General features: G+C 70.7%; 21 protein-coding genes. 12 read left to right on the top strand and 9 right to left on the bottom strand.

Features of this window, described 5'->3' with window-relative positions; translation table 11 throughout:
* Positions 1 to 165: 165 nt before the first annotated feature.
* Complete coding sequence (locus tag AC3CF1_RS05790) at positions 166 to 2,427, top strand: catalase (RefSeq protein ID WP_488449743.1); 2,262 nt, start codon at positions 166 to 168, stop codon at positions 2,425 to 2,427.
* A 471-nt stretch (positions 2,428 to 2,898) separates the two neighbouring features.
* Positions 2,899 to 3,291 carry a hypothetical protein gene (locus AC3CF1_RS05795; RefSeq protein ID WP_210790162.1) on the top strand — a complete coding sequence of 131 codons (393 nt, stop codon included), beginning with the start codon at positions 2,899 to 2,901 and terminating at the stop codon, positions 3,289 to 3,291.
* 74 nt (positions 3,292 to 3,365) lie between these two features.
* Here AC3CF1_RS05795 and AC3CF1_RS05800 read toward each other — a convergent pair whose 3' ends face one another.
* Together AC3CF1_RS05800 and AC3CF1_RS05805 are read right to left on the bottom strand one after the other, a co-directional pair.
* Entirely contained in the window at positions 3,366 to 4,250 is an 885-nt protein-coding gene (locus AC3CF1_RS05800) for a S41 family peptidase (protein ID WP_488449744.1), read from the bottom strand.
* Positions 4,251 to 4,307: 57 nt separating this feature from the next.
* Entirely contained in the window at positions 4,308 to 5,180 is an 873-nt protein-coding gene (locus AC3CF1_RS05805) for an LLM class F420-dependent oxidoreductase (protein ID WP_088948646.1), read from the bottom strand.
* A gap of 151 nt (positions 5,181 to 5,331) precedes the next feature.
* On the opposite strand from AC3CF1_RS05805, the gene AC3CF1_RS05810 reads away from it, so the two are divergent.
* From AC3CF1_RS05810 to AC3CF1_RS05820, 3 genes are read left to right on the top strand one after another with little or no spacing between them, the layout of a single operon-like run.
* Positions 5,332 to 6,411, top strand: a complete 1,080-nt coding sequence (locus AC3CF1_RS05810; RefSeq protein ID WP_354980727.1) for an acyltransferase family protein — start codon at positions 5,332 to 5,334, stop codon at positions 6,409 to 6,411.
* The gene (alr, locus tag AC3CF1_RS05815) at positions 6,408 to 7,550 is read left to right on the top strand and encodes an alanine racemase (protein WP_488449745.1); all 1,143 of its coding nucleotides are present in this window, start codon (positions 6,408 to 6,410) and stop codon (positions 7,548 to 7,550) included. The genes AC3CF1_RS05810 and alr overlap by 4 nt, the downstream gene beginning before the upstream one ends.
* A complete protein-coding gene (locus AC3CF1_RS05820; RefSeq protein WP_488449746.1) occupies positions 7,547 to 8,566 on the top strand; it encodes a D-alanine--D-alanine ligase family protein in 1,020 nt (339 codons plus the stop codon). The genes alr and AC3CF1_RS05820 overlap by 4 nt, the downstream gene beginning before the upstream one ends.
* A gap of 18 nt (positions 8,567 to 8,584) precedes the next feature.
* On the opposite strand, the gene AC3CF1_RS05825 is transcribed toward AC3CF1_RS05820, so the two are convergent.
* Genes AC3CF1_RS05825 through AC3CF1_RS05840 form a run of 4 tightly spaced genes read right to left on the bottom strand, consistent with a single transcriptional unit; the run spans position 8,585 to position 12,237 of the window.
* A complete protein-coding gene (locus AC3CF1_RS05825; RefSeq protein ID WP_328374047.1) occupies positions 8,585 to 9,088 on the bottom strand; it encodes a hypothetical protein in 504 nt (167 codons plus the stop codon).
* On the bottom strand, positions 9,085 to 10,545 hold the full coding sequence (locus AC3CF1_RS05830) for an ATP-binding protein (protein ID WP_488449747.1): 1,461 nt from the start codon (positions 10,543 to 10,545) through the stop codon (positions 9,085 to 9,087). Before AC3CF1_RS05830 ends, AC3CF1_RS05825 begins: the two co-directional genes overlap by 4 nt.
* The gene (locus AC3CF1_RS05835; protein ID WP_354980731.1) at positions 10,542 to 11,237 is read right to left on the bottom strand and encodes a response regulator; all 696 of its coding nucleotides are present in this window, start codon (positions 11,235 to 11,237) and stop codon (positions 10,542 to 10,544) included. Before AC3CF1_RS05835 ends, AC3CF1_RS05830 begins: the two co-directional genes overlap by 4 nt.
* A 16-nt stretch (positions 11,238 to 11,253) precedes the next feature.
* On the bottom strand, positions 11,254 to 12,237 hold the full coding sequence (locus tag AC3CF1_RS05840) for a phosphatase PAP2 family protein (protein ID WP_488449748.1): 984 nt from the start codon (positions 12,235 to 12,237) through the stop codon (positions 11,254 to 11,256).
* A gap of 268 nt (positions 12,238 to 12,505) precedes the next feature.
* On the opposite strand from AC3CF1_RS05840, the gene AC3CF1_RS05845 reads away from it, so the two are divergent.
* On the top strand, positions 12,506 to 13,012 hold the full coding sequence (locus AC3CF1_RS05845; protein WP_141909820.1) for a winged helix-turn-helix domain-containing protein: 507 nt from the start codon (positions 12,506 to 12,508) through the stop codon (positions 13,010 to 13,012).
* A gap of 42 nt (positions 13,013 to 13,054) precedes the next feature.
* Here the strand turns inward: AC3CF1_RS05845 and AC3CF1_RS05850 are convergent, their stop codons facing one another.
* Positions 13,055 to 14,155, bottom strand: a complete 1,101-nt coding sequence (locus tag AC3CF1_RS05850) for a threonine aldolase family protein (protein WP_488449749.1) — start codon at positions 14,153 to 14,155, stop codon at positions 13,055 to 13,057.
* A gap of 148 nt (positions 14,156 to 14,303) precedes the next feature.
* Entirely contained in the window at positions 14,304 to 18,677 is a 4,374-nt protein-coding gene (locus AC3CF1_RS05855) for a S8 family serine peptidase (protein ID WP_488449750.1), read from the bottom strand.
* Positions 18,678 to 18,914: 237 nt separating this feature from the next.
* On the opposite strand from AC3CF1_RS05855, the gene AC3CF1_RS05860 reads away from it, so the two are divergent.
* On the top strand, positions 18,915 to 19,490 hold the full coding sequence (locus AC3CF1_RS05860) for a winged helix-turn-helix domain-containing protein (RefSeq protein WP_141909823.1): 576 nt from the start codon (positions 18,915 to 18,917) through the stop codon (positions 19,488 to 19,490).
* Positions 19,491 to 19,530: 40 nt separating this feature from the next.
* Here the strand turns inward: AC3CF1_RS05860 and AC3CF1_RS05865 are convergent, their stop codons facing one another.
* Positions 19,531 to 20,427 (bottom strand): AurF N-oxygenase family protein, encoded by an 897-nt coding sequence (locus tag AC3CF1_RS05865; protein WP_354980737.1) that lies wholly within the window; start codon positions 20,425 to 20,427, stop codon positions 19,531 to 19,533.
* Positions 20,428 to 20,475: 48 nt separating this feature from the next.
* On the opposite strand from AC3CF1_RS05865, the gene AC3CF1_RS05870 reads away from it, so the two are divergent.
* The 5 genes from AC3CF1_RS05870 to AC3CF1_RS05890 are packed head-to-tail and all read left to right on the top strand — an operon-like array spanning position 20,476 to position 24,713.
* Positions 20,476 to 21,204: a TetR family transcriptional regulator gene (locus AC3CF1_RS05870; protein WP_488449751.1), complete on the top strand. Its 729-nt coding sequence runs from the start codon at positions 20,476 to 20,478 to the stop codon at positions 21,202 to 21,204.
* A complete protein-coding gene (locus tag AC3CF1_RS05875) occupies positions 21,201 to 21,500 on the top strand; it encodes a DUF4873 domain-containing protein (RefSeq protein ID WP_099854441.1) in 300 nt (99 codons plus the stop codon). The genes AC3CF1_RS05870 and AC3CF1_RS05875 overlap by 4 nt, the downstream gene beginning before the upstream one ends.
* On the top strand, positions 21,501 to 22,994 hold the full coding sequence (locus AC3CF1_RS05880; RefSeq protein WP_488449752.1) for a flavin-containing monooxygenase: 1,494 nt from the start codon (positions 21,501 to 21,503) through the stop codon (positions 22,992 to 22,994).
* Positions 22,984 to 23,856 (top strand): SDR family oxidoreductase, encoded by an 873-nt coding sequence (locus AC3CF1_RS05885; protein WP_488449753.1) that lies wholly within the window; start codon positions 22,984 to 22,986, stop codon positions 23,854 to 23,856. Before AC3CF1_RS05880 ends, AC3CF1_RS05885 begins: the two co-directional genes overlap by 11 nt.
* Positions 23,853 to 24,713: an alpha/beta fold hydrolase gene (locus tag AC3CF1_RS05890; protein WP_210790205.1), complete on the top strand. Its 861-nt coding sequence runs from the start codon at positions 23,853 to 23,855 to the stop codon at positions 24,711 to 24,713. Before AC3CF1_RS05885 ends, AC3CF1_RS05890 begins: the two co-directional genes overlap by 4 nt.
* The last annotated feature ends 16 nt before the right edge of the window (positions 24,714 to 24,729 follow it).

The following is a 24,729-nucleotide window of genomic DNA, read 5'->3' on the forward strand; positions in this document are numbered from 1 at the left end:
TCGAGGGATATCGACGTGCGTCAGTTTTGGCTTCTCCGCCCACCCACGCATCGGTGAAATCACCAGTCCCGGTGACGGATGCCGCATCCAGTTGTGTTTCGACCCTCTGACCAGGGGTAGCAGGGCAGACGCCTGCCCGACACGCACCACGGAGAGGTTCGTTCAGTGGATTCAAGCAAGCCCGCCGAGGCGGTCAAGAACGTTGTGAAGAGCGCCACGGGGAAGATCGCCGACGCCCTGTCCCCCGATGTTCCCGGCGCACCGGGCAGCGGGACGCCCACCGTCGAGGAGCCGACGACGCCGCACGACCCGCTGCCGCCGAAGCCGGAGCAGGGGGCACCGCAGACGCGTACGCCGACCGGCGCCGAGACCGGCGCACCGACGATCGCGAACGGTCAGCAGGGCGCCTACCTCACGACCGCGAACGGGGCGCGGCTGCGCGACACCGATCACTCGCTCAAGGCCGGCCCGCGTGGCCCGGTGCTGCTCCAGGACCACCACCTGCGCGAGAAGATCATGCATTTCGACCACGAGCGCATCCCGGAGCGCGTGGTGCACGCCCGGGGCGCCGGTGCACACGGGGTGTTCACCGCGTACGGCACCGCCGAGGCGGTCACCAGGGCCGGCTTCCTCAAGAATGGGCGCGAGACCGAGGTCTTCGTCCGGTTCTCCACGGTGCTCGGCTCGCGGGGATCGGCCGACACGGTCCGCGACACCCGTGGCTTCGCCACGAAGTTCTACACCGACGAGGGCACCTTCGACCTGGTCGGCAACAACATGCCGGTCTTCTTCATCCAGGACGCGATCAAGTTCCCGGACATCATCCACGCGGCCAAGCCGCACCCGGACCGGGAGATCCCGCAGGCGCAGAGCGCCCACGACACGTTCTGGGACTTCGTGTCGCTGCACACCGAGGCGCAGCACCACGCCATGTGGAACATGTCCGACCGGGGCATCCCGCGCTCGTACCGGACCATGGAAGGGTTCGGCGTGCACACCTTCCGCCTGGTCAACGAGGCCGGCGAGACGGTGCTGGCCAAGTTCCACTGGAAGCCCAAGCTGGGCGTGCACTCCCTGACCTGGGAGGAGGCGCAGATGCTGAACGGCATCGACCCGGACTTCCACCGGCGCGACCTCTACGACGCCATCGAGGCCGGCGCGTACCCCGAGTGGGAGCTCGGCATCCAGGTCTTTCCCGACACCGAGGATGAGACCTTCGCCGGCATCGACCTTCTGGACCCGACGAAGATCGTGCCGGAGGAGCTGGCGGAGGTGCAGCCGATCGGCCGGCTGGTGCTCAACCGGACGCCGACGAACTTCTTCGCCGAGACCGAGCAGGTCGCCTTCCACCTGGGTCACCTGCCGCCGGGCATCGACGTCACGAACGACCCGCTGCTGCAGGGCCGACTCTTCTCGTACCTCGACACGCAGCTGACCCGCCTCGGCGGGCCCAACTTCACGCAGATCCCGATCAACCGCCCGCACGCGGCCGTCAATGACATGCTGCGCGACGGTTTCCACCAGCACGCCGTGCACGCGGGCGTCGCCCCGTACCGGCCGAACTCGCTCGACGGCGGCAACCCGTTCCCCGCGGGGGACGCCGAGAACGCGTTCGTCGACGTACCGGTCACGGTGGCCCAGGCACCGAAGGTACGCGCGAACCCGGCCTCGTTCGACGACCACTACAGCCAGGTACGCCTGTTCTGGCTGAGCATGTCGCCGGTCGAGAAGGAGCACATCATCCGGGCGTACACCTTCGAGCTGGGCAAGTGCTACCACCAGGCGATCAAGGAGCGCCAGCTGCAGAGCCTCGCCAACATCGACCCGGTGTTGTGCGAGCAGGTCGCCACCGGTCTGGGCCTGCCCGCCCCGCAGCCCACAGTGCCGCTGGCCGATGTCGCGCCCAGCCCGGCGCTGTCGCAGGTCGGCCGGGAGTGGCCGGCGGACGGGCGGATGGTCGGGATCGTGGTCGACCCCGACGGTGACCTGGACGGCGTCGCCGAGGTGCGCCAGGCCGTGTTCGATGCCGGCATGGTGCCGCTGCTGATCGCCCCGCACGGCGGCATGGTCGGCGGCATGCCGGTCCAGCGCACCTTCGCCACCGGCCGGTCGGTCGAGTTCGACGCGGTTCTGCTGGCGGGAGCGCCAGCACCCGCGCCGGATGCCATCCCGGCCCGTGACGACAAGGCGGGCAGGCCGGGCCCGGCGGCCGTGGACCCCCGCGTGCTGCTCCTCGTCGAGGAGTGCTGGCGGCACGCCAAGGCGATCGGCGCCTGGGGCGCCGGCGTCACCGTGCTGGAGCAGGCCGGGGTGGCCGGCACCCCCGGCATCGTGGCGGCGGGCTCCGGCGCCGAGGCCCTGACGGCGGTGCAGCAGTTGATGGCCGCACACCGGGTGTGGGAACGGTTCCCGGCCTCGGTCGCCTGACCCGTCACCGAGTGGCCTGACCGATCACCGACGAGGGCTGTCCTCCGCAGTACGGGGGGACAGCCCTCGTCCGTGCTCAGGCTGCGTCGCTGGACGCTCCGAGCACGTCCAGGCAGCGTCCGCCCAGCTGCACACTCCCGTCCGGCCTCATCGTCCAGAGCTGGTTGCGGGCCCGGTCGTCCCGGCAGTCCGCGACCTGGCCGGCCCGGACGGTGTCGGCCGTCGTTTACACAGTGGCGCCGTCGGGCGAGAGCACGGTCGGCTCCACCGTGGGCGGTGGCCGGATGCTGGCAGGCCGTGGTGCCATCCGACAGATACCATCCTGAAACTACCTCAATCGTCATCAGACACAGGTGGACGCCAGCTTCCAATTGATCCGCCGGCCTACGTCGCTTCAGGTGCTTGACGTGTCAATTTTCCGCAGGTAGTTTAAATTCGCATCTACAAGCATCTATCTAAAGCAGGTGAACCGTGCTGTTGAAATCCATCGCCATCGCCGTGGCCGCGTCCGTCGCAGGCGTGCTGGCCGCCGCCCCCACCGCCTCGGCGGCAGCACCCGGAGTGTCGATACAGGGCTGGGGGTCCGGGAACTGCCCGCAGGGCATGCTCTGCATCTGGCCCAACTGGAATCACCCGCCGCAGGGTCCCGTGGAGACGCCGTCTCTGACGACCAACAGCGAGTGGACCGGCAGCATCCAGGGATTCAACTTCTACAACGGCACAGGCCGCGACGCCGTAATATCCGGGTTCACTTTCGGCTCGTCGATTCCCTTCAAAAACTGCGCTCCTGCCGGCGGGACCGGGGGCGACCTGTATATACCGGTCAACGTGACGAAGGTGACCTGGCAGCTGACCCCCTGCTGATCCTCCACTGGGCCTTTCCGAGTACGGACTTGAAAAGGCTCAGTGAGCCAACCGTGTGACGGACGCAGCCGCGCCTACGCGCCCGAGATGGCAGTGAGTGCCGTGTCGAGTGCCTGGTCCGCCGGGACCTGCACATCGGGGACCACTCCGACGCCTTCCCAGTTGGTGCCGGTGACGCTGTTGACGGTCCGGGCGGTCGGCACGGTCACGAGGATGTGTTCGGTGACCGCGTGGCGGGCCGTCGGATGCGCGCCGCCACGTGTCGTCTCACCGACGACGACGCTCCGGCCGTGCGCCTGCAACGTGTACGCCACGTCCTCGCCCCCGGAGAACGTGATCGCGCTGGTGAGCACATAGACCGGGCGGTCCGTGTAGCGCGGCGCGGGAAGGTGCGCGGTCGTCCAGAACTGGCGGGTGGCGCCGGTGGACCGCTCGTAGAAGTCGTTGAGGTGCACCTGATCGTCGGGGAGGAAGTAGCTGCACCACATCGCGGCTCCCTCGGGTGCTCCGCCGGCGCATGCGCGCAGGTCCAGGATGAGCGCGGAGCTGAGGGCGACCAGTCGCATGGCCGCGCCGATCGCCTCGGCGCCTTCGTTGGCGTACGCGATGCGCCGCACGTCGATGAGCCCGACGTTTCCGTCCAGGTGCTCGACCCGGCGGATGCCCTGGTTCTCCGCCCGGAGCAGCGCGAGGAAGGCGGCCCGTCCTCCGTCCTCGTCCGCTGGGTCCAGCGACTGCGGCTGGTCGGACCACAGCAACCGCAGATGCTTGTCCGGGCACGCCTCTTGAAGGTGAGCGGTCACCGTCTCGCAGAGCGTCGGCCCGGCCAGGCCGTCGTACTCGCCCGCCGCGAGACGGCGCCGGATCGCGGCGTCGATGTCCACGACCTTCGCAGGAAAGACGTACCCTGCCTCGATCCGATCCAGGGCCTGTCCGATGATCTGTTCGTTGGTGAGCACGGCGGGCCACGCTAGACCGCGGACAGCCCCACGACCACCGAATTTCGCGCAGCGGGATCAGCCGATGTCGGCCAACCGTGGCAGCACCTCGTCGCCGAGCCGCTGGGCGAACTCCACCGGGTGCCGATCCGGCGTGACCTGCACCTCGGTGACCCCGAGCGCGGCGTAGGCGGACACCTCGGCCAGGAACCCGTCGGTGTCGTCCAGTGGCGACCGGTCGGCGACCACCGTCTTCTCGATGGTGTCGTAGTCGCGGCCCTCGGTGGCGCAGTGCCCGCGCAGGACGTCCAGTTTGCGCGCGACGTCGTCGGTGCCGCCGCGACCGAAGAGGTTGCAGGCGTCGGCGTACCGGGCCACCAGCAGGAGGGTCTTCTTCTCGCCCCCGCCACCGATCATGATGGGCGGGTGCGGTCGGCTCAACGGCTGCGGCGAGTTGATGGTCTCGGCGAGCTGGTAGTGCTGTCCGTTGAACGGGCCGTCGTCGGCACTCCACATCTGCAGGCAGATGCGCAGCGTCTCCTCCAGCCGCTCGAACCGCTCGGCCACCGGAACGACCGGCACGCCCAGACCGAGCTGCTCCCGCTCGTACCAGGACGCGCCGATGCCGAGGCGGGCCCGGCCGCCGGACAGCACGTCGAGGGTCGACACGGTCTTGGCGAGCAACCCCGGGTAGCGGTACATCACACCGGTGACCAGCACACCCAGCGTCATCCGCTGAGTCTTCGCCGCGACGTAGCCCAGCGTGGTGTACGCCTCCAGCATCGGCTCCTCGGCCGCGAACACCGCGTCCATCTGGAAGAAGTGGTCCATCACCGTGAACGACGCGACACCGGCCTGCTCGGCGGTGGTCGCCGCCTCCGCCAGGGTGGGTGCGATCGCGGCCGGGTCGGCCGGGGTGGAGTAGTTCCAGTAGTGCAGCCCGAGCTTCATGTTCGGCACCTCCGCAACGAGCCTAGTGCTCCTCGGCGTCACCGGCATGCGGCTCGGCGGGACCCCGCCGGCCCGCCCCGCGCGACCTCCATTACCGGTTCATGACAATTCGTGGATCACCTGCGGATATCCCGCTGGCAGCTTCTGATGGGTGATCCAACAGCTGTCTCCCACCAATCCCAGGCCCGCGGGACTGTCACAGCGGGCGGAGTGGGCCGACGCCGCGAAGGGCGCCTGCATCATTCTCGTCGTCCTGTGGCACGTCGTCGTCAAGGACTACCTGCAGATCGACTGGCACATCGGCGTACCGGTGCCGGGCCTGTGGGGCACGTTGGGTGAGCAGTTCCTGCCGCTGCGGATGCCGTTGTTCTTCACCATCTCCGGCGTCTTCGCGGCGAACGCCGCCCAGCGGCCCTGGCGGGTCGTCGCCCGCAGCCGGATCGCCGGGTTCCTCTACCTGTACGCCGTCTGGCTGCTGATCCACACCGCCATCCTCGCCGCTGCCCCGCAGCTGCCGACCGACCGCGCCACCTCCGCCCTCGGCCTGCTGGAGCAGCTCACCATCACGCCGTCCAACCTCTGGTACCTGTACGCCCTGGCGGTGTACTTCACGATCGCCAAGGTGACCCGCCGGGCGCCCCGGGCGCTGGTGCTCGTCCCCGCCGCCCTGCTGTCCGCCGTCGCCGCCGCCGGCCTGCTCGACACCCCGGGCAATCGCGCCGGTCTCTACCAGAACCTGGTCTTCTTCCTGGCCGGCCTGTACCTGCGGCCGCAGATCCAGCAGTGGGCCGCCACCGCCAGCCGGCGACGGCTCGCGCTGACCTCCGGCGCCTATGTCCTCGCGCTCGTCGCGATGGCGGTGGCCGGCGCCCAGCAGTGGTTCGGCGTATGGATTGCCGTCTCGGTGGTGGCGGTCGCCTTCGGTGTGACCGCCGCCGCCCGACTGGCTCACTGGTCGGCGATCAGCAGACCGCTGGCTGGGCTCGGCCGCATCACCCTGCCGATCTACGTCGTCCACATGCCGGTTCTGGCCGTACTGCACCGGCTGTTGCTCGTACCGGTTTCCGGCCTGGGTGGGTCCGCCCAGGGCCTGATCGTGCTCGGATATCCGATTCTGCTGACCGGTCTGGTGATCGGCCTGAGCCTGGCCGTCCACCGCGGGCTCCTGGCTCTTCGCGCGGGGTGGCTGTTCGCGCTCCCCGGGCCGCGACGGGTGGAGGCGGCCGGATGAGCGCCCTGGCCGAGGCGCTGGTCGACCTGGACGCGGTCGCCAGCAACGTGCGGGCCATCACGTCGGTCACCGGCACCAGCCTGATGGCGGTGGTGAAGGCGGACGGGTTCGGTCACGGCGCGGTGCGGGTGGCCCGTGCCGCGCTTCGCGCCGGCGCCACCTGGCTGGGGGTGACCTCGGTGACCGAGGCGCTGGCCCTGCGCGACGCGGGTGTGACAGCACCCACGTTGAGCTGGCTGCACGGGCCGAACGACGACTTCGGTACCTTGATCAAGAGTGGTGTCGACGTCGGTGTGTCGACGACGACGCACCTGCACGCCGTCGCCGACGCGGTCCACCTGCTCGGCGTGCCAGCGATGGTGCAGCTCAAGGCGGACACCGGCCTGTCCCGCAACGGAGCCGCCGGGCACGACTGGCCCGAGTTGGTCGCCTGGGCCCGCAAGTACGAACGGGAGGGCGGGATCCGGGTGCGCGGCGTGTGGTCCCACCTCGTCGACGCGGACCTGCCCGGCGCTCCCGAGTTGAGCCGACAGGTGGCGACCTTCGAGGAGGCCCTGCGGATCGCGCGGTCGGCCGGCCTCGACCCCGATCTCGTCCACCTGGCCAACTCGGCGGCTGCGCTGTCGGCGCCCCGGACCCGCTTCGACCTCTGCCGGATCGGGATCGCGCTGTACGGAGTCGACCCGTTCGTCGCCACCGGCCCGGGCGAGTTCGGCCTGCACGCCGCGATGACCCTGCGCACGAGCGTGATCAACGTCAAGCGGGTGCCGGCCGGCACGGGCGTCTCCTACGGGCCGGAACACGTGACCGGGGCGCCGACCACGCTGGCGCTGCTGCCGCTCGGTTACGCCGACGGGCTGCCCCGGGCCGCCGGGGGCCGCGCCGAGGTGTGGCTCGGCGGCCGACGGTGCCCGATCGTCGGGCGCATCGCCATGGACCAGTGCGTGGTCGACGTCGGCGACCTTTCCGTGGCGATCGGCGACCCGGTCGTGGTGTTCGGTCCCGCCGAGGGTGACCAGAGCCCACCGACGGTCGTCGAGTGGGCCCGCTGGGCGGGCACCAACCCGCACGAGATCTTGACCGGCATCGGGGCCCGGGTGGCCCGCGACCACCTCCACGGAAGGGCACGGACCTCATGACGATCCGACTGGCAGTGCTGTACGGCGGGCAGAGCGGCGAGCACGACGTGTCCCGCCGCTCGGCGGCCAGCATCCTCGCCAACCTGGACCGGAAGCGGTACCAGGTCACCGAGGTGCTCATCGACCGCGACGGCGGGTGGCATGTCGGGGGACGCCCGACACCACTGCCTGCGGCGCTGCGTGTCCTGCGCGCCCAGGATGTGGTGTTCCCGGCCCTGCACGGCCCGTACGGCGAGGACGGCACGGTGGCGTCGCTGCTGGAATGGCTCGGCGTGCCGTACGTCGGCAACGGTGTCTTCGCCAGTGCCGCCGGAATGGACAAGGGTGTCACCAAGCGGCTCCTCGCCGCAGAGGGCCTGCGGGTCAGCCCGGGATGGACACTGCGGCCGGGCGAGGAGCTGTCGCCCGACGACCGGCGACGACTGGACCTGCCGGTCTTCGTCAAGCCGGCTCGGGCCGGGTCCAGCCTGGGCGTCGTCAAGGTGGACGACTGGGCGGCAGTTCCCGCCGCTCTGGAGCTGGCCCGACAGGTCGACCCGAAGGTGCTCATCGAGCAGGGAGCCCGGGGGCGGGAGATCGACGTGGCGGTCCTCCAACACCCGGACGGCCGGGTGCAGGCCGGCCCGCCGCTGGAGATCCGGGTGACCGGTGCCGGCTTCTTCGACTACGACGCGAAGTACGACGGCGGGGCGGTCTTCCAGATCCCCGCCCCGCTCGACGCGGCCACCACCGAGGTGCTCCAGGACCGCGCGATCCGCGCCTTCCAGGCCCTCGACTGTCGCGGCCTGCTGCGGGTCGACTTCTTCCTGCCCGCCGAGGGGTCACCGGAGCCCATCGTGAACGAGGTCAACACGTTCCCCGGTTTCACCGCCGCGTCGCAGTTCCCACAGATCTGGCAGAAGGCCGGGATCGGGTTCGCCGCCCTGATCGACATCCTGATCTCCGGCGCGCTGGTCGACCGGGACCAGACCAGCCACAGTGGGTTGCCCCGGCCACGAGCGGCCAACCTGGTCTGAGGCGGTGGCCGTGCCCGCTCACCTGATCGGGCACGGCCGGGGCGGTCGGGCGCCGTCGGACCCGACGATGGTGACCGGGGCGGAGCTGTCCGCGAAACCGTCCTGCTGGGCGGCGTCGACGACAGTGCAGATGATCTGGTCGGCCGCGTCGGCCGACAACGTCCGCACGGCGGTGGTCGTGCGGACCGTGAGACCACCGGCCGGATCGGCCCCCGACGTCACAGTGACCGGGTCGAGCCCGGCCGGAACGTCGCTGGTGAAACCCTGGCGGCGCTCGTTCTCCTCCGGACCGGCGGCGAGCAGGGCGAGCGTGTCGGCGGGCGACGAGTCCACCTTCACCGGGCGCAGGACGAGCACGAGTTCGCCCCGCGCGAGCAGGTAGAGCCCCGTGCCCTGCGCCGGGCCGCTGACCGCCGGGCGACCCCTGATGACCTCGCTGGGCCGTACCCCACAACCAGGCGTGAGCAGCGCGAGCAGCAGTCCACCGGCGAGCAGCGCGCGGCCCGTCCGCCGGCCGTTCACCGGGCACCTCCGGTGTCCGCCGTGTCCCGGGGCAGGCGAAGCGTGAACACCGCGCCTCCGCCGGGGCCGTTGGCCGCGACGAGACTCCCCCGCCGCTCGCCGTGGCGGTGCAGGCGGGCGTTCTCCCAGGAGATGGCGAGGCCGAGGCCACTTCCCTCGGAGCGCGTCCGCGCGGTGTCGGCCTTGTAGAAGCGGTCGAAGACATGCGGCAGCACCTCCGGGTCCAGTCCTGGCCCCTCGTCGGTCACCTCGATCGTGATCCAGTCCCTGTCGGCGTCCAGGCGTACGGACACCGGCTCGGCACCGTGCCGGAAGGCGTTGCCGACCAGGTTGGCGACGATGACGTCGAGCCGACGGGGATCGATTCGGGCCACCACTCCGGCTGGCAGCTCGGTGTGCACGCGGTCCAGCCAGCCCCGGATCCGCAGGGTCGCGGTCACCGCCGCGGCCACGTCCACGTCGTCCAGGGCGAGCCGAGCGGTGCCGGAGTCGAACCTGCTGACCTCGATGAGGTCGTTGACCAGTTGGGTGAGGTTCTGCGTCTCCTGGCTGACCAGCCGGGCGGCCCGCCCCGCGTCCCCGGGCAGGTGGTCCGCCTCCTCGTCCAGCACGTCGGTGACCGCCGTCATCGCGGCCAACGGCGTACGGAGCTCGTGCGAGACGTCGGCCACGAATCGGCGGGCGTCGGACTCCATCCGCCGCAGCTCAGCGACCTGCCGCTCCAGCGTGCCCGCGGTGTCGTTGAAGGTGCGCGCCACGTCCGCCAGCTCGTCGGCGCCCCGAACCGTCAGGCGGGTGCTCAGATCGCCCTCACCGAGGCGGCGCGCCGCCCGGCCGAGGTCGCGGACGGGTCGCAGCACGCCGCGGGCCGACAGCAGGGCCAGCAGGACGGCGAGGACCAGGGACAGGCCGCCGGTCATCCACGCCCGGTTGGCGAGACGGTCGATGCTCTGCTGCTCGGGCGCGAGGTTGCGCACCGAGTAGACCTCCAGCCCGGAGGCCCGAGACGTGCCGTCGGGCCGGTCGAGCTCCAGCTGGGTGCCGATGAGCAGCCAGGGCTGCCCGTCGAGCGAGACACGTTGCCAGGCGATCCTGCCGTCGCCGACCTCCTGCCGCAGCTCGGGGGTGAGTGGGTCGGCGAAATCGGAGCCGCCCCGCGACCGCATGTCCCGGTAGACGACCACCGCGAAGCCCCCCCGGTCGGAGAGGCGCTGGGCCAACAGGTCCAGATCGCCCTGGGTCGGCGGAAGCTGGGCGATCGGGTAGACCTTGGTGATCTGGTCGGTCAGTGACATCACCGCGGCGTCCTGCGCCTGTTGGAGGATGACGGTCCGGGCCTGGAAGTAGCTGCCGCTGGCCACCACCGCCGTCGTGGTCACGCCCAGCAACGCGAACGCCAGGAGCAGCCGGACCCGCAGGCCCGAGACCCGGGCGCCGACCCAGCGCCACGGTGTCACAGCGGCCCGAACCGGTATCCGAAGCCGCGCACGGTCTGGATGAAGACCGGTGCCGACGAGTCGGCCTCGATCTTGGCGCGTACCCGCTGGACGCAGGCGTCCACGAGCCGCGAGTCACCGAGATAGCCGTGTTCCCACACCGCCTCCAGCAGTTGCTGGCGGCTGAGCACCTGGCCTGGGGTGTGTGAGAGCTCCAGGAGCAGGCGCAGCTCCGTCGGGGCGAGGCTGACCGGCGCCCCGTCCTTGCTGACCACCAGCGCGGCCCGGTCGATGGTCAGCGCGCCGTGCTGTTCCAGGCCGGCCCGCTCGCCACCGGTCCGCCGCGACTCGCCACCGGTCCGTCGGAGCACCGCGCGAATGCGTGCCTCCAGGACCCGGGCCTGCACGGGCTTGACCACGTAGTCGTCGGCGCCAGCCTCCAGGCCCGCCACCACGTCCATGTCGTCGTTGCGGGCGGTCAGCATGATGATCGGCAGGTCGCCGAGCTGCCGGATCCGGCGGCAGACCTCGAAGCCGTCCATGCCGGGCAGCATGAGATCGAGGACGACGACGTCGGCCGAGGTGCTGCGCAGCCGCTCCAGGCCCTGCTCCCCCGTCCCCACGGCGTGCACCGTGTGGCCCTGTCGCGTGAGCGCCAGCTGAAGCCCGTCACGCACCGTCTGGTGGTCTTCGATCAGCAGGACCTGGGACATGTCGTCAAGTATCCCATCATGAGATCTTTTGGGGTTCGGCCACCGGTTGCGGTGGCCCGCCACGGCGCGCGGAGAGCGGGGCCGCGAAATCGGCCGAACGCACCAGGAACACCACCGAACCCACCAGGAACATCGTGGACGCGCCGGCCGCCACGATGGCGACGAGCGCCCCGCGCTGCACCGACGCGGCCAGGCCTGGCACGACGACCACCAGTGCCCAGACCAGCGCGACCAGCGCGAGCGCCGCCTCGGCCAACCTGCGCCACAGACCGCCACCGTCGGGCCCGCCGACCCTGTCGTGGTCGCCACGCCAACCTGCCAGCGAGGCCGCGGCCAGGCAGAACAGCGCCACACCCAGCAGTACGCCGCCGAGCGCGTCACTGAACCGGTGCCAGCCCGCGATCATCGTGGCCGCCGCGATCACCGAGACACCTGCCGCGCCCGGCACCACGAGCCAGCGCCGGGCCCACCCGGGCAGGACCAACATGAACGCCAGCAGCAGTGTCGTCGCCGCCGCGACGTGGCCGCTGGGGAAGCTGTTGTGGGTTGTCGAACTCTCGATCTGGAGGTCCGGCCGGGGCAACACCGACTTCGCCGCACCGGCCACCACCACCGCGCAGAGGACCATGCCCACGCCGACGATGCCCGCCACCAGCCGGCGGCGGAGCACACCCACCAGCAGCACCGCGCCGAGCAGGGCAGCGAGCAGTGTCGGGCTGCCGAACGTGGCCAGCACGGTCTTGGCCGGGCCCACCAGGACGGTCTGCTGCTCGTATCCCCCGCCCCGCTCCGCCCTCGGTAGGAGCACTCCGTCCAGCCACTGGCCGGGGTACGTCCGCACGAAGACGGTGGCGGTGAGGGTCAGGGCGAGCAGACAGCACAGCGCCACCGCGAGCAGCCGGAGACCGAGAGGCGCCGCCGCGTGGGCGTGCGGCAGCGGTCGCGCCGGCTGCGGACCGGGCGTCGACCGCCCGACGGGGAACGACGATCCGATGGACATGCCGACCATGCTCGCCCGGGCAGGTCCGTACGCCGTACTCGGATTGTCTTGGTTCTGTCACAACCACCCCCGGCGCTTCCGGAAAGCGGATCGTCGGCGGTAGGGCCGGGTGGGCCCGGACGAGGCAGCGGGATTCACATGCCTGCATGCAACGATGTTTTACCCAGCCGAGATCAGCCACCACTAGGGTCAGGACGCTGATCGATGTCTGGTCGACGGTGCAGGACATCCATCCGGAGTGAGTTGGGGAACCGGAAGGGGTTGGGGAATGCAGGAAATTCCAGTCGCCAGCCTGGTCATCGGCATCGCGTCCTCGCCGGCCGAACGCCGACACCTGGCTCGGCTGCTCGGCGGCAGTGACGCCTTTCTGATCGTCTCGAACGTCGACCAGGCCCGAGAGTTCCTCGGGGTGATCGAGGCACCTCCGGTCGCGGCCCCGCAGGCCGTCGCCGTGCTCGCCGAGGTGGCACCCAGCCCGCAGTCGCCGCCACCGGATCTGGCCGTCGACTCCGACCGCCGGGTGCTGCGGTGGCGCGACCAGGAGATCGACCTGACCCGGTTGGAGCACGACGTCCTGCTCTGCCTGGTGCACGCGCCCGGGCAGATCTGGACCTACGAGCGTCTGCACCTCGAGGTCTGGGGCAACCGGCACCTCGGCCGCAACTCCGACATGCACTCGGTGGTCCGCCGGGTGCGCGGCAAGCTCGCGCGACTCAACGCCGCGACGACGATCCACTCGGTACGCGGGGTCGGCTTCCGCCTCGCCCCGATCTAGGACGTCGGCGGCCCGCCGGCCCCTCGTTCACCGGCGGGAGGATCAGCGGTCCTGGACGCGGCTGAGGAAGCGTGCGCCGATCTCGGTGACGTCCTCGGTGGTCCAGTCGAGAGCGGGATCGGCGACGGTGATCTCGGTCATCGCCATGCCGGGCACGTCCGTCTCCTGCCAGCCGGCGGCGAACCACACCTTCTCGTCCTCCGCGAGCGCCAGCGCGGCGTCATCGAGCGCCTGCGCCGGATGCGGCAGGAACAGGCGGAATCTCTGGGTGTGCGGGGGCTGCGGATACACCAACGCGCCGGGCAGGGCGGCGAGCGCCGTGGCGACGGTCCGTGCGTGTCGCACGTACTCGGGGATGCGGGGCAGCTCCCGGTCGAGACCGGCGAGCGCGCTCAGCGCGGCCGGCCACTGCTGGAACACCTGACCGCCGTAGCGGTGCCGCCAGACGCGGGCGTAGGAGGCGAGCTGCTCGGTGCCCACGAGCGCCGCGCCGCTGAAACCGCCGATCGTCTTGTAGAACGAGACGTAGGTGCTGTCGGCGAGGTCGGCGATCTCGCTGAGGGTGTGCGCCAGATAGGGGGTGGATTCCCACAGTCGGGCGCCGTCGAGGTGGAGGCGGGCGCCGATGGAGTGCGCGGCGGCGGACGCGGCGGCGAGTTCGTCCCAGGTGGGGAGGACGAAGCCGGCGTCGCGCAGCGGGAGTTCGATGACGACGCTGCTCACGGGGTCGGCGAGCGCGCTGATCTCGGCGGCGGTGGGGTTTCGGGGTTCGGTGGTCGGCCAGGTGCTGCGCAGCCCGCTCAGGTTGGCGTAGGCATGCCGTTCGTGCACCTCCAGGTGGCCGAGCGGGTGGAGAGCCACCGTCGGGTGTCCGCTGCGCTCGGCGCCGTAGCGCAGCGCGACCTGCTGTGCCATCGTTCCGGTCGGGAAGAAGACGGCGGCCTCGGTGCCCAACAGCTCCGCCACGCGTTCCTCCAGCGTGGTGACCGGGCCGTCGCCGTAGAAGTCGGGCTGGCCATCCAGGTCGCCGCCCGCGGCCAGGTCGGCGAGCCGCTCCCGCATGGTCGCGGGCCGGCTGCCGGACAGGATTCGGTCGCAGGCGCGCTGGGCGGCCAGCCGACGCTGCCGTGTGTTGTGGGACATCGGCGGATCTTCGCACTTCAGCGTGCCAGGACCAATCAGTTTGCCGACGGCAGGCGAGCGGTGTCGGCCCGCGACGACCCTCCGAACGCGGTCCGGTCCGCCTGGTCGGTGACCAGGCGGGCCGGAGGTGTGCGCTACCGCTCAGACGTCAGCACTTGATGGGCGCCAACCCGAAGTTCTCCACCGTGGGAGTGGCGGTGACGATCTTCGTCTGACGGGTCTGGGGCTTCCAGCCGTCCTTGGCGACGATCATGGTGAGCGGGTTGTTGCGGCGGTCCATCCAGTAGGCGTACCTGCCCTCGGCATCGGTGGCGAAGGTGTACGACGCCGCCCACGAGTCGACCTGGACGACCGCGCCGGTGAGCGGCGAGGTCGCACCCTGGCAGCTGGTGCCGGTGACCGTACCCATGAGCTTGCCCCAGGTCTTCGGGGGGTTCGCGGTCATGGTCACCGCGACCGGTGCCACCGAGTACGGGGTGTTCTCCGAGATCCCGACCGAGCCGGAGTAGGTGCCCGGCTGGTCCACGTTCGCCGTCATTCCGACGGTGACAGTGACCTTCGCGCCCGGCGCGAGGGTGGCCGACGACTTGTCGATGGTCATCCAGCTGACGTCGGCCGCCGACTCGGCGCACCCCTCGAAGCCCGGGAGCACCTCGCTGTTGGGCGCCGCGTTGAAGCTGCCGGACGAACCGCCGATCTTGTAGAAGCCGCACGCCGCGCCACCGCGGTAGCGGGCCGTGTTGGCGTTCGGCAGGTTGGACCACGAGCCGGCTGCCGGGTCGAAGGCGAAGCCGGCGTTGCTGATGGCACCACCCTGCGAGCCACCGACGACGAGCAGCTTGCCGTTGGCGACGGCGTACGAGCTGGCCCAGTTGTCGGCCGGCGCGTCGGCGATCGCCGTCCAGGTGTTGGCACCCGGGTCGAAGGCGTAGCTGGACTTCTGCGAGGCGGAACCGTCGTTGCCGCCGGTGCAGTAGAGGATGCCGTCGATCCCGCCGCAGGAGGCGAAGGCCACCGACTTCGGGTAGTTGGCCATCGTCTCCCACTTGTTCCCGGCCGGGTCGTACCGGACGACGCTGTTCGACATCGGCAGGCACTCCGCGGTGGTGCAGCCACCGACGGCGTACAGCTTGCCGTCGACGACGGCCTGACCGGCCGCGGCCCGTGGCGCCGGGTTGTCGGCCAGCTCCGTCCAGGTGTTGGCCCCCGGGTCGTACGACCAGGTGGCGGAGTCCGGGCCGGCGTCGCCCCAGCCACCGGTAGCGATGATCTTCCCGTCCGCGACACCCACGGTCAGGGCGTTGCGGGCACCCGGAAGGTCGGCGATCGCCGTCCAGGCATGGGCGGCCGGGTCGTAGGCGTAGTTCTTCGCGGTGGAGGCGCTACCGTCGCCACCACCGAGCGAGTACACCTTGCCGTCCAGGTGCACCACCCGGTTGTCCATGATCGCGGACGGGTAGTTGGCGATGTCGGTCCACGGTGCCGCATTCGGGCCGACCCCGGCGACGGCGGCCTTGGCGAACTTGCCGGACGCCTTGGCGGCGAACGACGTCGGGGCGTTGAGCCGCTGCTCCGGCGCGCCGCTGGCCCCGAGCACCTGTTGCCTGGTGACAGTGGACCCGTCCGCGCGGAGGAGTTCGAATCCGTTGTCACGCTCGCTGAACTTCACCTCGACCGGCGCGCCGCCGGTGTTGGTCACCGTGAACGTCTTGCTGGCCTTGCCGTTGGGCATCTGGAGCGTCGCGCTCAACTGCGTCGGCGTCACCGACAGCCGACCGGCCGCGAGCTGGAAGTTCGCCACGGTCGCCCAGTCGGCCTCGACGTCGACCTGCTTGGTCTGGCTGACGTAGTTGCCGGCGCTGGCGGTGAACGGGTGCGTGCCGGTCACCGTCGAGTAGATCCAGTAGAAGCCGTCGGCCAGCCCCGGGTCGTCCGGGGTCGCCACGGTGACGGCCTTCTCGGCGGGCCGGTCCTTGCTGGTGACGGTAGCGCCGTTGACGTAGCTGTTGTCGTTCTTGTCGCGGACGTTACCGACGACCAGACCGCCGTCGACCGGCACGCAGGTGACCTGGCTGCCGATCAGCACGTTGTCGACCTCCCACCACCACTCGTACGAGGCGTCGTAGTAGCGGAACCGCACCTGCACCTGCGCCTGGCCGGCCGCCTGCGGGATCGGGATCTCGGTCACCTTCGGTCCCCGGACGTCGGTCTCCTGCCGGAGCAGGTTGGTCCAGGTGGTGCCACCGTCGATGCTCAGATCGACGTCGGCGGTGTCGTCGGCCAGCTGGTTGAAGTCCTGGTTGAAGCGGACGACCGGGGCCGTCACACCGGTCAGGTCGACCACCGGGCTGACCAGCGAGGTGTCCTGGCTGCTGCCCGCGCCGTACGCGTCGCTGTCGATCATCGCGAAGTTGCCGGTGCCGCCGGTCAGGTTGCCGCGGTCGCCGTCGTCGGTGAACTTCCAGACCTGACCGCTGCCCGCGTTGTCCACGACGGTCCAGCCGGCCGGTGTGGTCGTGCCGTCGAAGGTCTCGTACTCACCGTCCGAGCCGAATGTGTATCCGGGGGCGGTGGTGCAGGTGGTGGTGTCCACCGGCACGGCGACGTTGGCGGTGACGTTGCCGGAACCGACCACGACCTCCTTGGTGACGGTCTGGTAGCCCGGGTACTGCGACTCGTACTTCAGGGTGTACGTCTGCCCGGCCGGCAGCGAGATGCTGTAACGGCCGTTCGACGGGGTGGTGTAGTCGTAGACGCCGGACACGCCCGTGACGGTCACCTTCGCGTACAACGGCCACCCGTGGCCGGAGCCGTCGGTGACCGCGCCGGTGACGTTGACACTCGGCACCGGCGTCAACGCGACGGTGAGCGTCGTGGTCGCGCCCTTGGTGACCGTCGCCGGCTTCGTGGTGCTGGCGTAGCCGAAGGCCGCCACGGCGACCTGGTAGTCACCGATGGGCAGCTGGGTCGAGAACTTGCCGTCCGCTCCGGTGGTCAGCTCACGGGCGCTCGGGCCGGTGAGGGTGAGGGTCGCGCCGGCGATCGGGGCGCCGGTGGCCGCGTCGGTGACCGTGCCGGCCAGGGTGCCGATGTCGCCGGTCGGAGCGGCGTTGAGCAACGCGAGTGCGTCGAGCCGGCCCTCTCCGTAGACGTTGTTGTCGGCCGCGGTGCCACCGCACTGGTCGTCGGCCTTGTCGACGGCCGCGCCGTTGAGCAGCGCACGGGTCGCGTCCACGTCACCGATGAGCGACGGGGCCGCCGAGTACAGCAGCGCGATCGCGCCCGCGAGGTGCGGCGCGGCCATCGAGGTGCCGCTGATGCTGCCGTAGGAGTTGCCGGGAATGCTCGACCGGACGTTCACGCCGGGGGCCGAGATGTTGGGCTTGATCTCGCCGTTCTGCCCGGTGCCCCGGGCGGAGAAGCCGGCGATGTTGTTGTTGACGTCGTACGCGCCGGTCGAGTAGTTGCTGGCGAGGCTGCCCGGCGAGCCGCTGGTCTGGCATGCCGGTCCGCTGTTGCCGTTGGACCAGACACCGAAGATCCCGGACGCGGTCCAGGCGTTGGTCACGTCCTCCATGAAAGGCTCGTTGGACGGGTCCCGGGTGCCCCACGAGTTGTTGATGACGTTTGGTCGCTTGCTCGCGTCCGCGTTCTGGCCGTTGAGGTCCAGCGGTTCGAGCATCCACTGACCGGATTCGATCAGAGCGGCGTCGCTGGGGCAGCAACCGTTCGCCGAGATCCACCTGACCCCGGGGGCGACACCGATCTGGTTCGCGCCGTCGGAGCCGGCCATGGTGCCCATCGTGTGCGTACCGTGGCCGTCGTCGTCGCAGGGGGCGGTCGCGCAGGTGCCGGCGGCGTCGAACCAGTTGTAGTTGTGGTCGAACGTCCCGTCGCCGTTGTTGCCGCGGTAGGAGTTCACCAGCGCCGGGTGGTCGAACTGGACACCGCTGTCGATGCTCGCGATGGTGATGCCCTCGCCCTTGACGCCGTACTGGAACCAGACGTCGTCGGCGTTGATGTTGGCGACGCCCCACTCGAGGGCGTTCACGGTCTTCTCGTCGGTGCCCTTGGTGGTCTCGGGCACCTTGTAGGCAACCGGGGCGTAGAGGCCCTCGACCTCCGAGTGGCCGGCGAACCTCTGCGCCATCGCGAGCGAGCCGCTGCTCACCTTGATCGCGTTGGTGGCCCAGAAGGTCTGGTACTTCGCGCCCGAGCTGTCGAGGTCGGCCCGAATCTTGCCCTGGCTCGCCGCGGCGGTCTTGCGCAGAGCGTCCGCAACAGCGGTGCCACGCTTCGACCAGTCCTTGATGGCGCTGGCCTTGCTGAGGTCCGCCCGGTCCTTGAACCGGATCCAGAAGTCCCCTTCACTCTTGGCCTGGAGCTGCCTGGCGAGCTCCGGTCGGATCTTGTCGCCGGTCGGGGCGCCCGCCCCCATCCCGCCGCCCGGCGCGGCCTGCGCGCCCGAGCCCATGGTGGCCAAGCATGTCGCGGCGAGGATCGTCGCCGCCCCGGCGCTCACCAGTGATCTGGCTGCGCGCCGCCATTGTGGACGTCTGAACATCGGTGCTGCCTCCCTCAGAACGACCCAGGGTGAAAATGGGCCATGGTGGACCTCCCCCATGCACCGCGCGGGTCACGCCGGTTGCCCGACTGGACACTATGATCGAGAAGAAAGGACGATCAAGAACTTGCCGTGAGCAACTTGTCGCTAAGAGTTGCCCTGCTGGCGGCGCGCTTGCCAATCATTGTCAGGACCATGACGAGAGTTGGGCAGGGATGCCCATCGATCCCGGGCGGTGCTGTGGCCGAGGACGACGAGGCAACGTTGAACAGGGGTGATCCGGCCGACGAGCCGTTCCCGCTGCTGATCGCGGTGACCTCGTCGCCGGCCGAGCGCATCCGGCTCGCGGAGCGCCTCGACGGCATCGCGCCACTGCTGCTGGTGGCCGACCTCGACGAGCTACGCCGCCTGATCGCCGCCCCGCAGCAGGTGGCCGCCGCCGCGTCCGAGCCGCCGCCGGTCGCCGCCCTGGTGATCGACTCGTCCCGCTCCAGCGCCCGCTGCGGCGATCGCGAAATCGATCTCACCCGCCTGGAACACGACCTGTTGACCTGCCTGATCACCGAGCCGGCCCGGGTCTGGAGCTACGCGGAGTTGCACCGGTCGGTCTGGGGTGACGAGGGGCGCGAACGCAAGGCGGACGTGCAGTCGCTCGTGAAGCGGCTGCGCCGCAAGCTGCACGACCTCGGCACCGGGGCCACCATCGACGTCGTTCGAGGGGTGGGGCTCCGGCTGACCGACCACCAGCAGGCGCGGGTCGAACGGGCCTGACGGCACGAATGCCCCTGCCGCTCCACCGGGCGGTGACGGGTCAGATCAGCCCGGCCCGCGCCCACAGCAGACGCCCCGGTCCGGCCACCAGGCCGACGCCCGCCAGGTTGGCGTGCACCCGCTCCGCCGACCAGCGCAGGGTGGCACGCCAGTGCGGGTTGGCGCGGGCAGCGGCACGACCGACCGCCGGTGGGATGCCCACCGACGCGTACGCGTCGGGATGGACCAGGCGGTTGGCGATCGTGTAGGCGGCGCGACCAACCAACAGCCGGGCGTACGCCATGCCCGCCGGGCCGGTGGCCTCGACGGCGGCGGCCAGTTCCTCACGGGCGAACCGGACGTGTCGCGCCTCCTCGACCACGTGGATGCGGGAGACCATCCGGATGAGCGGCTGGAGCGACTCGTCCGCCATGATCTCGCGCTGGAACGCGTCGAGGATCTCCTCCGCGATGAGGATCGCGGCGTACATCCGGGGGCCGCTGGCGGTGGCCTTGAGGAAGCGCCCGAGGTGGTGGTCGACGGTGCTCGCGCGGTAGACCGGACAACCCATCGCCTCGATCAGCCGGCCGAACATGATGGAGTGCCGGCACTCGTCGGCGACCTCGGTCAACGCGTACTGGGCCTGCCGACTGGTCGGGTCGGCGCGGTAGTACTCCCGGATCAGCATCTGCATGAGGATCGTCTCGAACCACAGCCCGGCGCTGGCCGCGCTGGCCACCTCGTGCTTGGTGAGCTCGACGCGCTGCTCCTCGCTGAGCTGCTCCCACAGTGGCGTGCCGTAGAGGCTGCTGCGCTGCGGCGGGAGCCAGTAGGCGCCGGGGGTGTGCGGGGCGTCCCAGTCGATTTCGACTGTGGGGTCGTAGCTGGTCCGCAGTGAGGACGTGAGTAGTCGCTCGGCGACCGCCGCACGCCCGGTTTCCGCCGGTGCGGCCTCCATGGCTCCTCCATATTGACGTGACGACGGGTAACTGTTACGAGTAGTAGCATGCAATCGCCGCTCACTGATGTCAATGCATCCGACCCGCCGGTCACGCCCCCCGACGGCGGTCCGAAGGCGAAGGGCAACGGCCGCCGGGACCGCTGGGCAGACCATCGTGAGCAACGACGGCAGGAGCTGGTCGGGGCTGCCGTGCAGGCGCTGCTGCGGCACGGGCCGGGTGTCGACATGGAACAGGTGGCCGCCGCTGCGGGTGTCAGCAAACCGGTTCTGTACCGCTACTTCGCCGACAAGTCGCAGCTCTGGGTCGCGGTCAGCGAGGTGGTGGCGGCCCGCGTGGTCGACGCCATCGCGCCCGCCGTCGAACAGGTCCGCGAGGAACGTGGCCTGGTCGAGGCGACGATCGACGCCTATCTGGGCGTGATCGAGTCGGAGCCGAGGCTCTACCGGTTCCTGATGCACCAGTCCGGCGACCCCGGCATCCACCAGGTGATCGCCGGCACCAGCCGGCAGGTGGCCGCCGGGCTCGCCCGGGTGATCGGCGACCGGCTCCGCACGCTGGGCCTGGACGCCGGTCCCGCCGAGCCGTGGGCGTACGGCCTGGTGGGTTTCGTGCAGGCGGTCGGCGACTGGTGGACCACGCACGGCCAACCGATCAGTCGGGCCGCTCTCACGGACTACCTGACCGCTCTGCTGTGGAGCGGCATCGAGGGGGTACGGGCCAGCGCCGACCTGCCGCACGAGCTCACCCGCGCCCACGAGCGGATCGTGCCGTGAGTTACCACGGCCCGGCGGGTGTCGAGGGCACCTCGGTCCGGGTGCACCTCAGCGGGCGGTGGGAACCGGTCGACGGCCGGTTCCACTGGGGTGGGCGGATCGAGCCCGAGCCACGGGTGGCCCACCTGCTGCGCTCCGGCCGACGCGACGTCGAGTTGCGCATCGCCGACCGCGTCCGGGCCGCCCGACTGGCCGAGGTCGACCCGTGGGGCGGCGTACGGATCACCGGCGTGGGTGATCCGCCCTGGCCGCCCGTGGCCGACCCGACTTCCGCGTCCGAGCTCACGGAGGGGTGAATGGAGACAGACGTTGCCATCATCGGCGCCGGCTTCGGTGGCCTGGGCGCCGCCATCCGCCTCCAGCGGGCCGGCTTCACCGACTTCCTCGTCTTCGACCGGGGTGAGGACGTCGGCGGCACCTGGCGTGACAACACCTACCCGGGCTGCGCCTGCGACGTCCCGTCGCACCTCTACTCGTTCTCCTTCGCCCCCAACCCCCGCTGGTCGAACACGTTCTCCGGTCAGCCGGAGATCTGGGACTACCTGCGCGGCTGCGTCGACCGCTTCGGGATCCGCCCGAGGTTGCGGTTGCGCCACGAGGTGCACGAGGCGAGGTGGGACGACCAGCGCCAACGCTGGCTGCTGCGCACCTCCGGCGGCGACCACAGCGCCCGCGTCCTGATCTGTGCCGCCGGCCCGCTCAGCGACCCGGCCATCCCCGACCTGCCCGGGATCGACGGGTTCGCCGGCACGATGTTCCACTCCGCCCGTTGGCGGCACGACCACGACCTGACCGGCCGGCGCGTCGCGGTGATCGGCACCGGCGCCTCGGCCGTCCAGTTCGTGCCACAGATCCAGCCGACGGTCGAGAAGCTGACGCTCTTCCAGCGCACCCCCGCGTGGATCATGCCGAGGTTGTCGCGCCGGATCAGCGGTGTCGAGCAGGCCGCGTTCCGCACCGTGCCCGGCGCGCAACGGGCCGCCCGGGCAGGGCTCTATCTGGTACGCGAGGGCATGGGCCTGGGCTTCCTGCACCCGGCGGTCAACCGCCTCGCCTCGCGCCTGTCCCTGCGTACGCTGCGGCGTCAGGTCCCCGACCCGCACCTGCGGGACAAGCTCACCCCTCGCTACGCGATGGGCTGCAAGCGGGTGCTGATCTCCAACGACTACTGGCCGTCGCTCACCCGACCGAACGTCGACGTGGTCACCGCGGGCATCGCTCGGATCGTGCCGGACGGCCTCGTCACCGACGACGACGTCCACCACCCGGCGGACACGATCATCTTCGGCACCGGCTTCCACGTCACCGACTCCCCCGTCGTCCGGCGCATCCACGGTCGGGGTGGGCGCAGCCTGGCAGATGCGTGGACCCCCAGCATGCACGCGTACCGGGGCACGACCATCGCCGGCTTCCCCAACCTGTTCTTCCTGCTCGGCCCGAACACCGGGCTCGGGCACACCTCCGTGGTGCTGATGATCGAGGCACAGCTGCACCTGGTGCTCGCGGCACTGCGTCACATGCGAGCCAAGGGCATCGGGGCCATCGAGCCCACCGGTGACGCGCAACGGCGCTGGACCGAGCGGGTCGATCAGAAGATGACCGGCACCGTGTGGGAGACCGGCTGTCAGAGCTGGTATCTCGACAGCACCGGCCGCAACACCACCATCTGGCCGGGCTTCGCCACCAGCTTCCGGATGCGGCTGCGCCGGTTCCGCCCGGCCGACTACCAGGTCGCCACGCCCGGGAACACCCCCAACGACACGGAACGGGAGCACGCCGATGCGGTATGACCTGGCGGGCAGGACAGTGCTCATCACCGGCGCGGCGCGCGGCATCGGCGCGCAGATGGCCCGTGAGGCGGTCGCGCGGGGCGCCCAGGTCGCCGTCGTTGGTCTGGAGGGCGAGCTGCTCAAGCAGCTCGGTGCCGACCTCGACGCGCACTGGTACGAGTGTGACGTCACCGACCAGGCGGCGTTGGACGCAGCGGTGGCGTCCACTGTCGACCGCTTCGGTGGCATCGACGTTGTCGTGGCCAACGCGGGCATCGCGAACCTCGGCACCGTCGCCGTGGGGCCGGTCGACGCGCTGGTCCGTACCGTCGAGGTGAACCTCTGCGGCGCGATCCGCACGGTCAGCGCGGCGCTGCCGCACGTCACCGCCGCCCGTGGCCACGTCCTGATCATCTCGTCGGCCGCCGCTTTCACGGCGATGCCCGGGATGGCGGCCTACTGCGCGTCCAAGGCGGGTGTGGAGCAGTTCGCCAACGTGCTGCGCCTGGAGACCCGCTCACGCGGCGTCACCGTCGGCACGGCGCATCCGATCTGGATCGACACCGACCTGGTCCGCGACATCCGTGACGACCTGGCGTCCTTCCGCGCCACGCTGCGCCGGTTGCCGTGGCCGCTGTCCACCGTCGTCCCGGTCGAGCAGTGCGTCGAGGCCCTGCTCCGCGGCATCGAGCGCCGCAAACGCAAGGTGTACGTGCCACGGTCGCTCGCCATGGTGCAGGCGCTGCGGCCGGTGGTGCTGAGCGGCCTCTCGGACACGTTGATCACCCGCCTCGGTGGCCAGACCATGGTCGGCCAGATGGAAGACGAGGTACGCCAGCTCGGGCGTTCCTTCGGCAGGACGTCGGTGGGAGGGCAGTCATGAGCATTCATTTCCGACGTGCGGGCAGCGGCGAGCCCCTCCTGCTCATCCACGGCATCGGTCACCGCCATCAGGCGTGGGAGCCGGTGTTCGAGCGGCTCACCGCCCACCACGAGGTGATCGCGCTCGACCTGCCCGGATTCGGGAACTCTCCGGTGCCGGGCACCGGCATGCCCGCCGACATGGCCGCCACCGTGGCCGGGGTCCTGCCGGTCCTGACGGAGTGGGGGCTGGAGCGTCCGCACGTCGCCGGCTACAGCCTCGGTGGGGCGATCGCCCTGGAGCTTGCGGCGACGGGGGCGGCAGCCTCGGCCACCGCCTTCTCCCCCGCCGGTTTCTTCACCCCGGCTGAGCGCCGACGGGCGCTGGCCATCCTCCGGATGCTGCGGGCCAACTCGTACCTGCCCACCCCGATCATGCGGGTCGCGCTGCGCTCGGCGTACCTGCGGGCGTTGTGCTTCGCGCCGCTGATGGCCCGCCCGACCCTGCTGGACGTCGAGCGCGCGCTGGGTGACGCGCTCGCCCTGCGACGTGGGCTCGGCTTCAACGCCGTGGCCCGAGCCGCCCGCGACTATCGCTTCGACTGCCTTCGGCTGTCCGACCCGACGGTGCCGGTGACCATCGGCTGGGGCGACCGCGACCGGATCTTCGGCGTCCACCAGGCCGAGCGCGCCCGGGCGGGACTGCCGGCGGCACGGGTGGTGACGCTGCCCAGGTGCGGGCACGTCCCGATGAGCGACGACCCGGACCTGGTCGCCGGGCTCATCCTGGAGACCACCGGCGCCGTGCCCCGCACCGAGCGACCGATCCGTCCGGCTCCGACCAGCATCGCGAGTCAGGAAGATCACTTCACACTCTAAAAACTTGCAGGCTGTG

It is taken from the genome of Micromonospora sp. MGP-C2 (genome assembly GCF_057766525.1).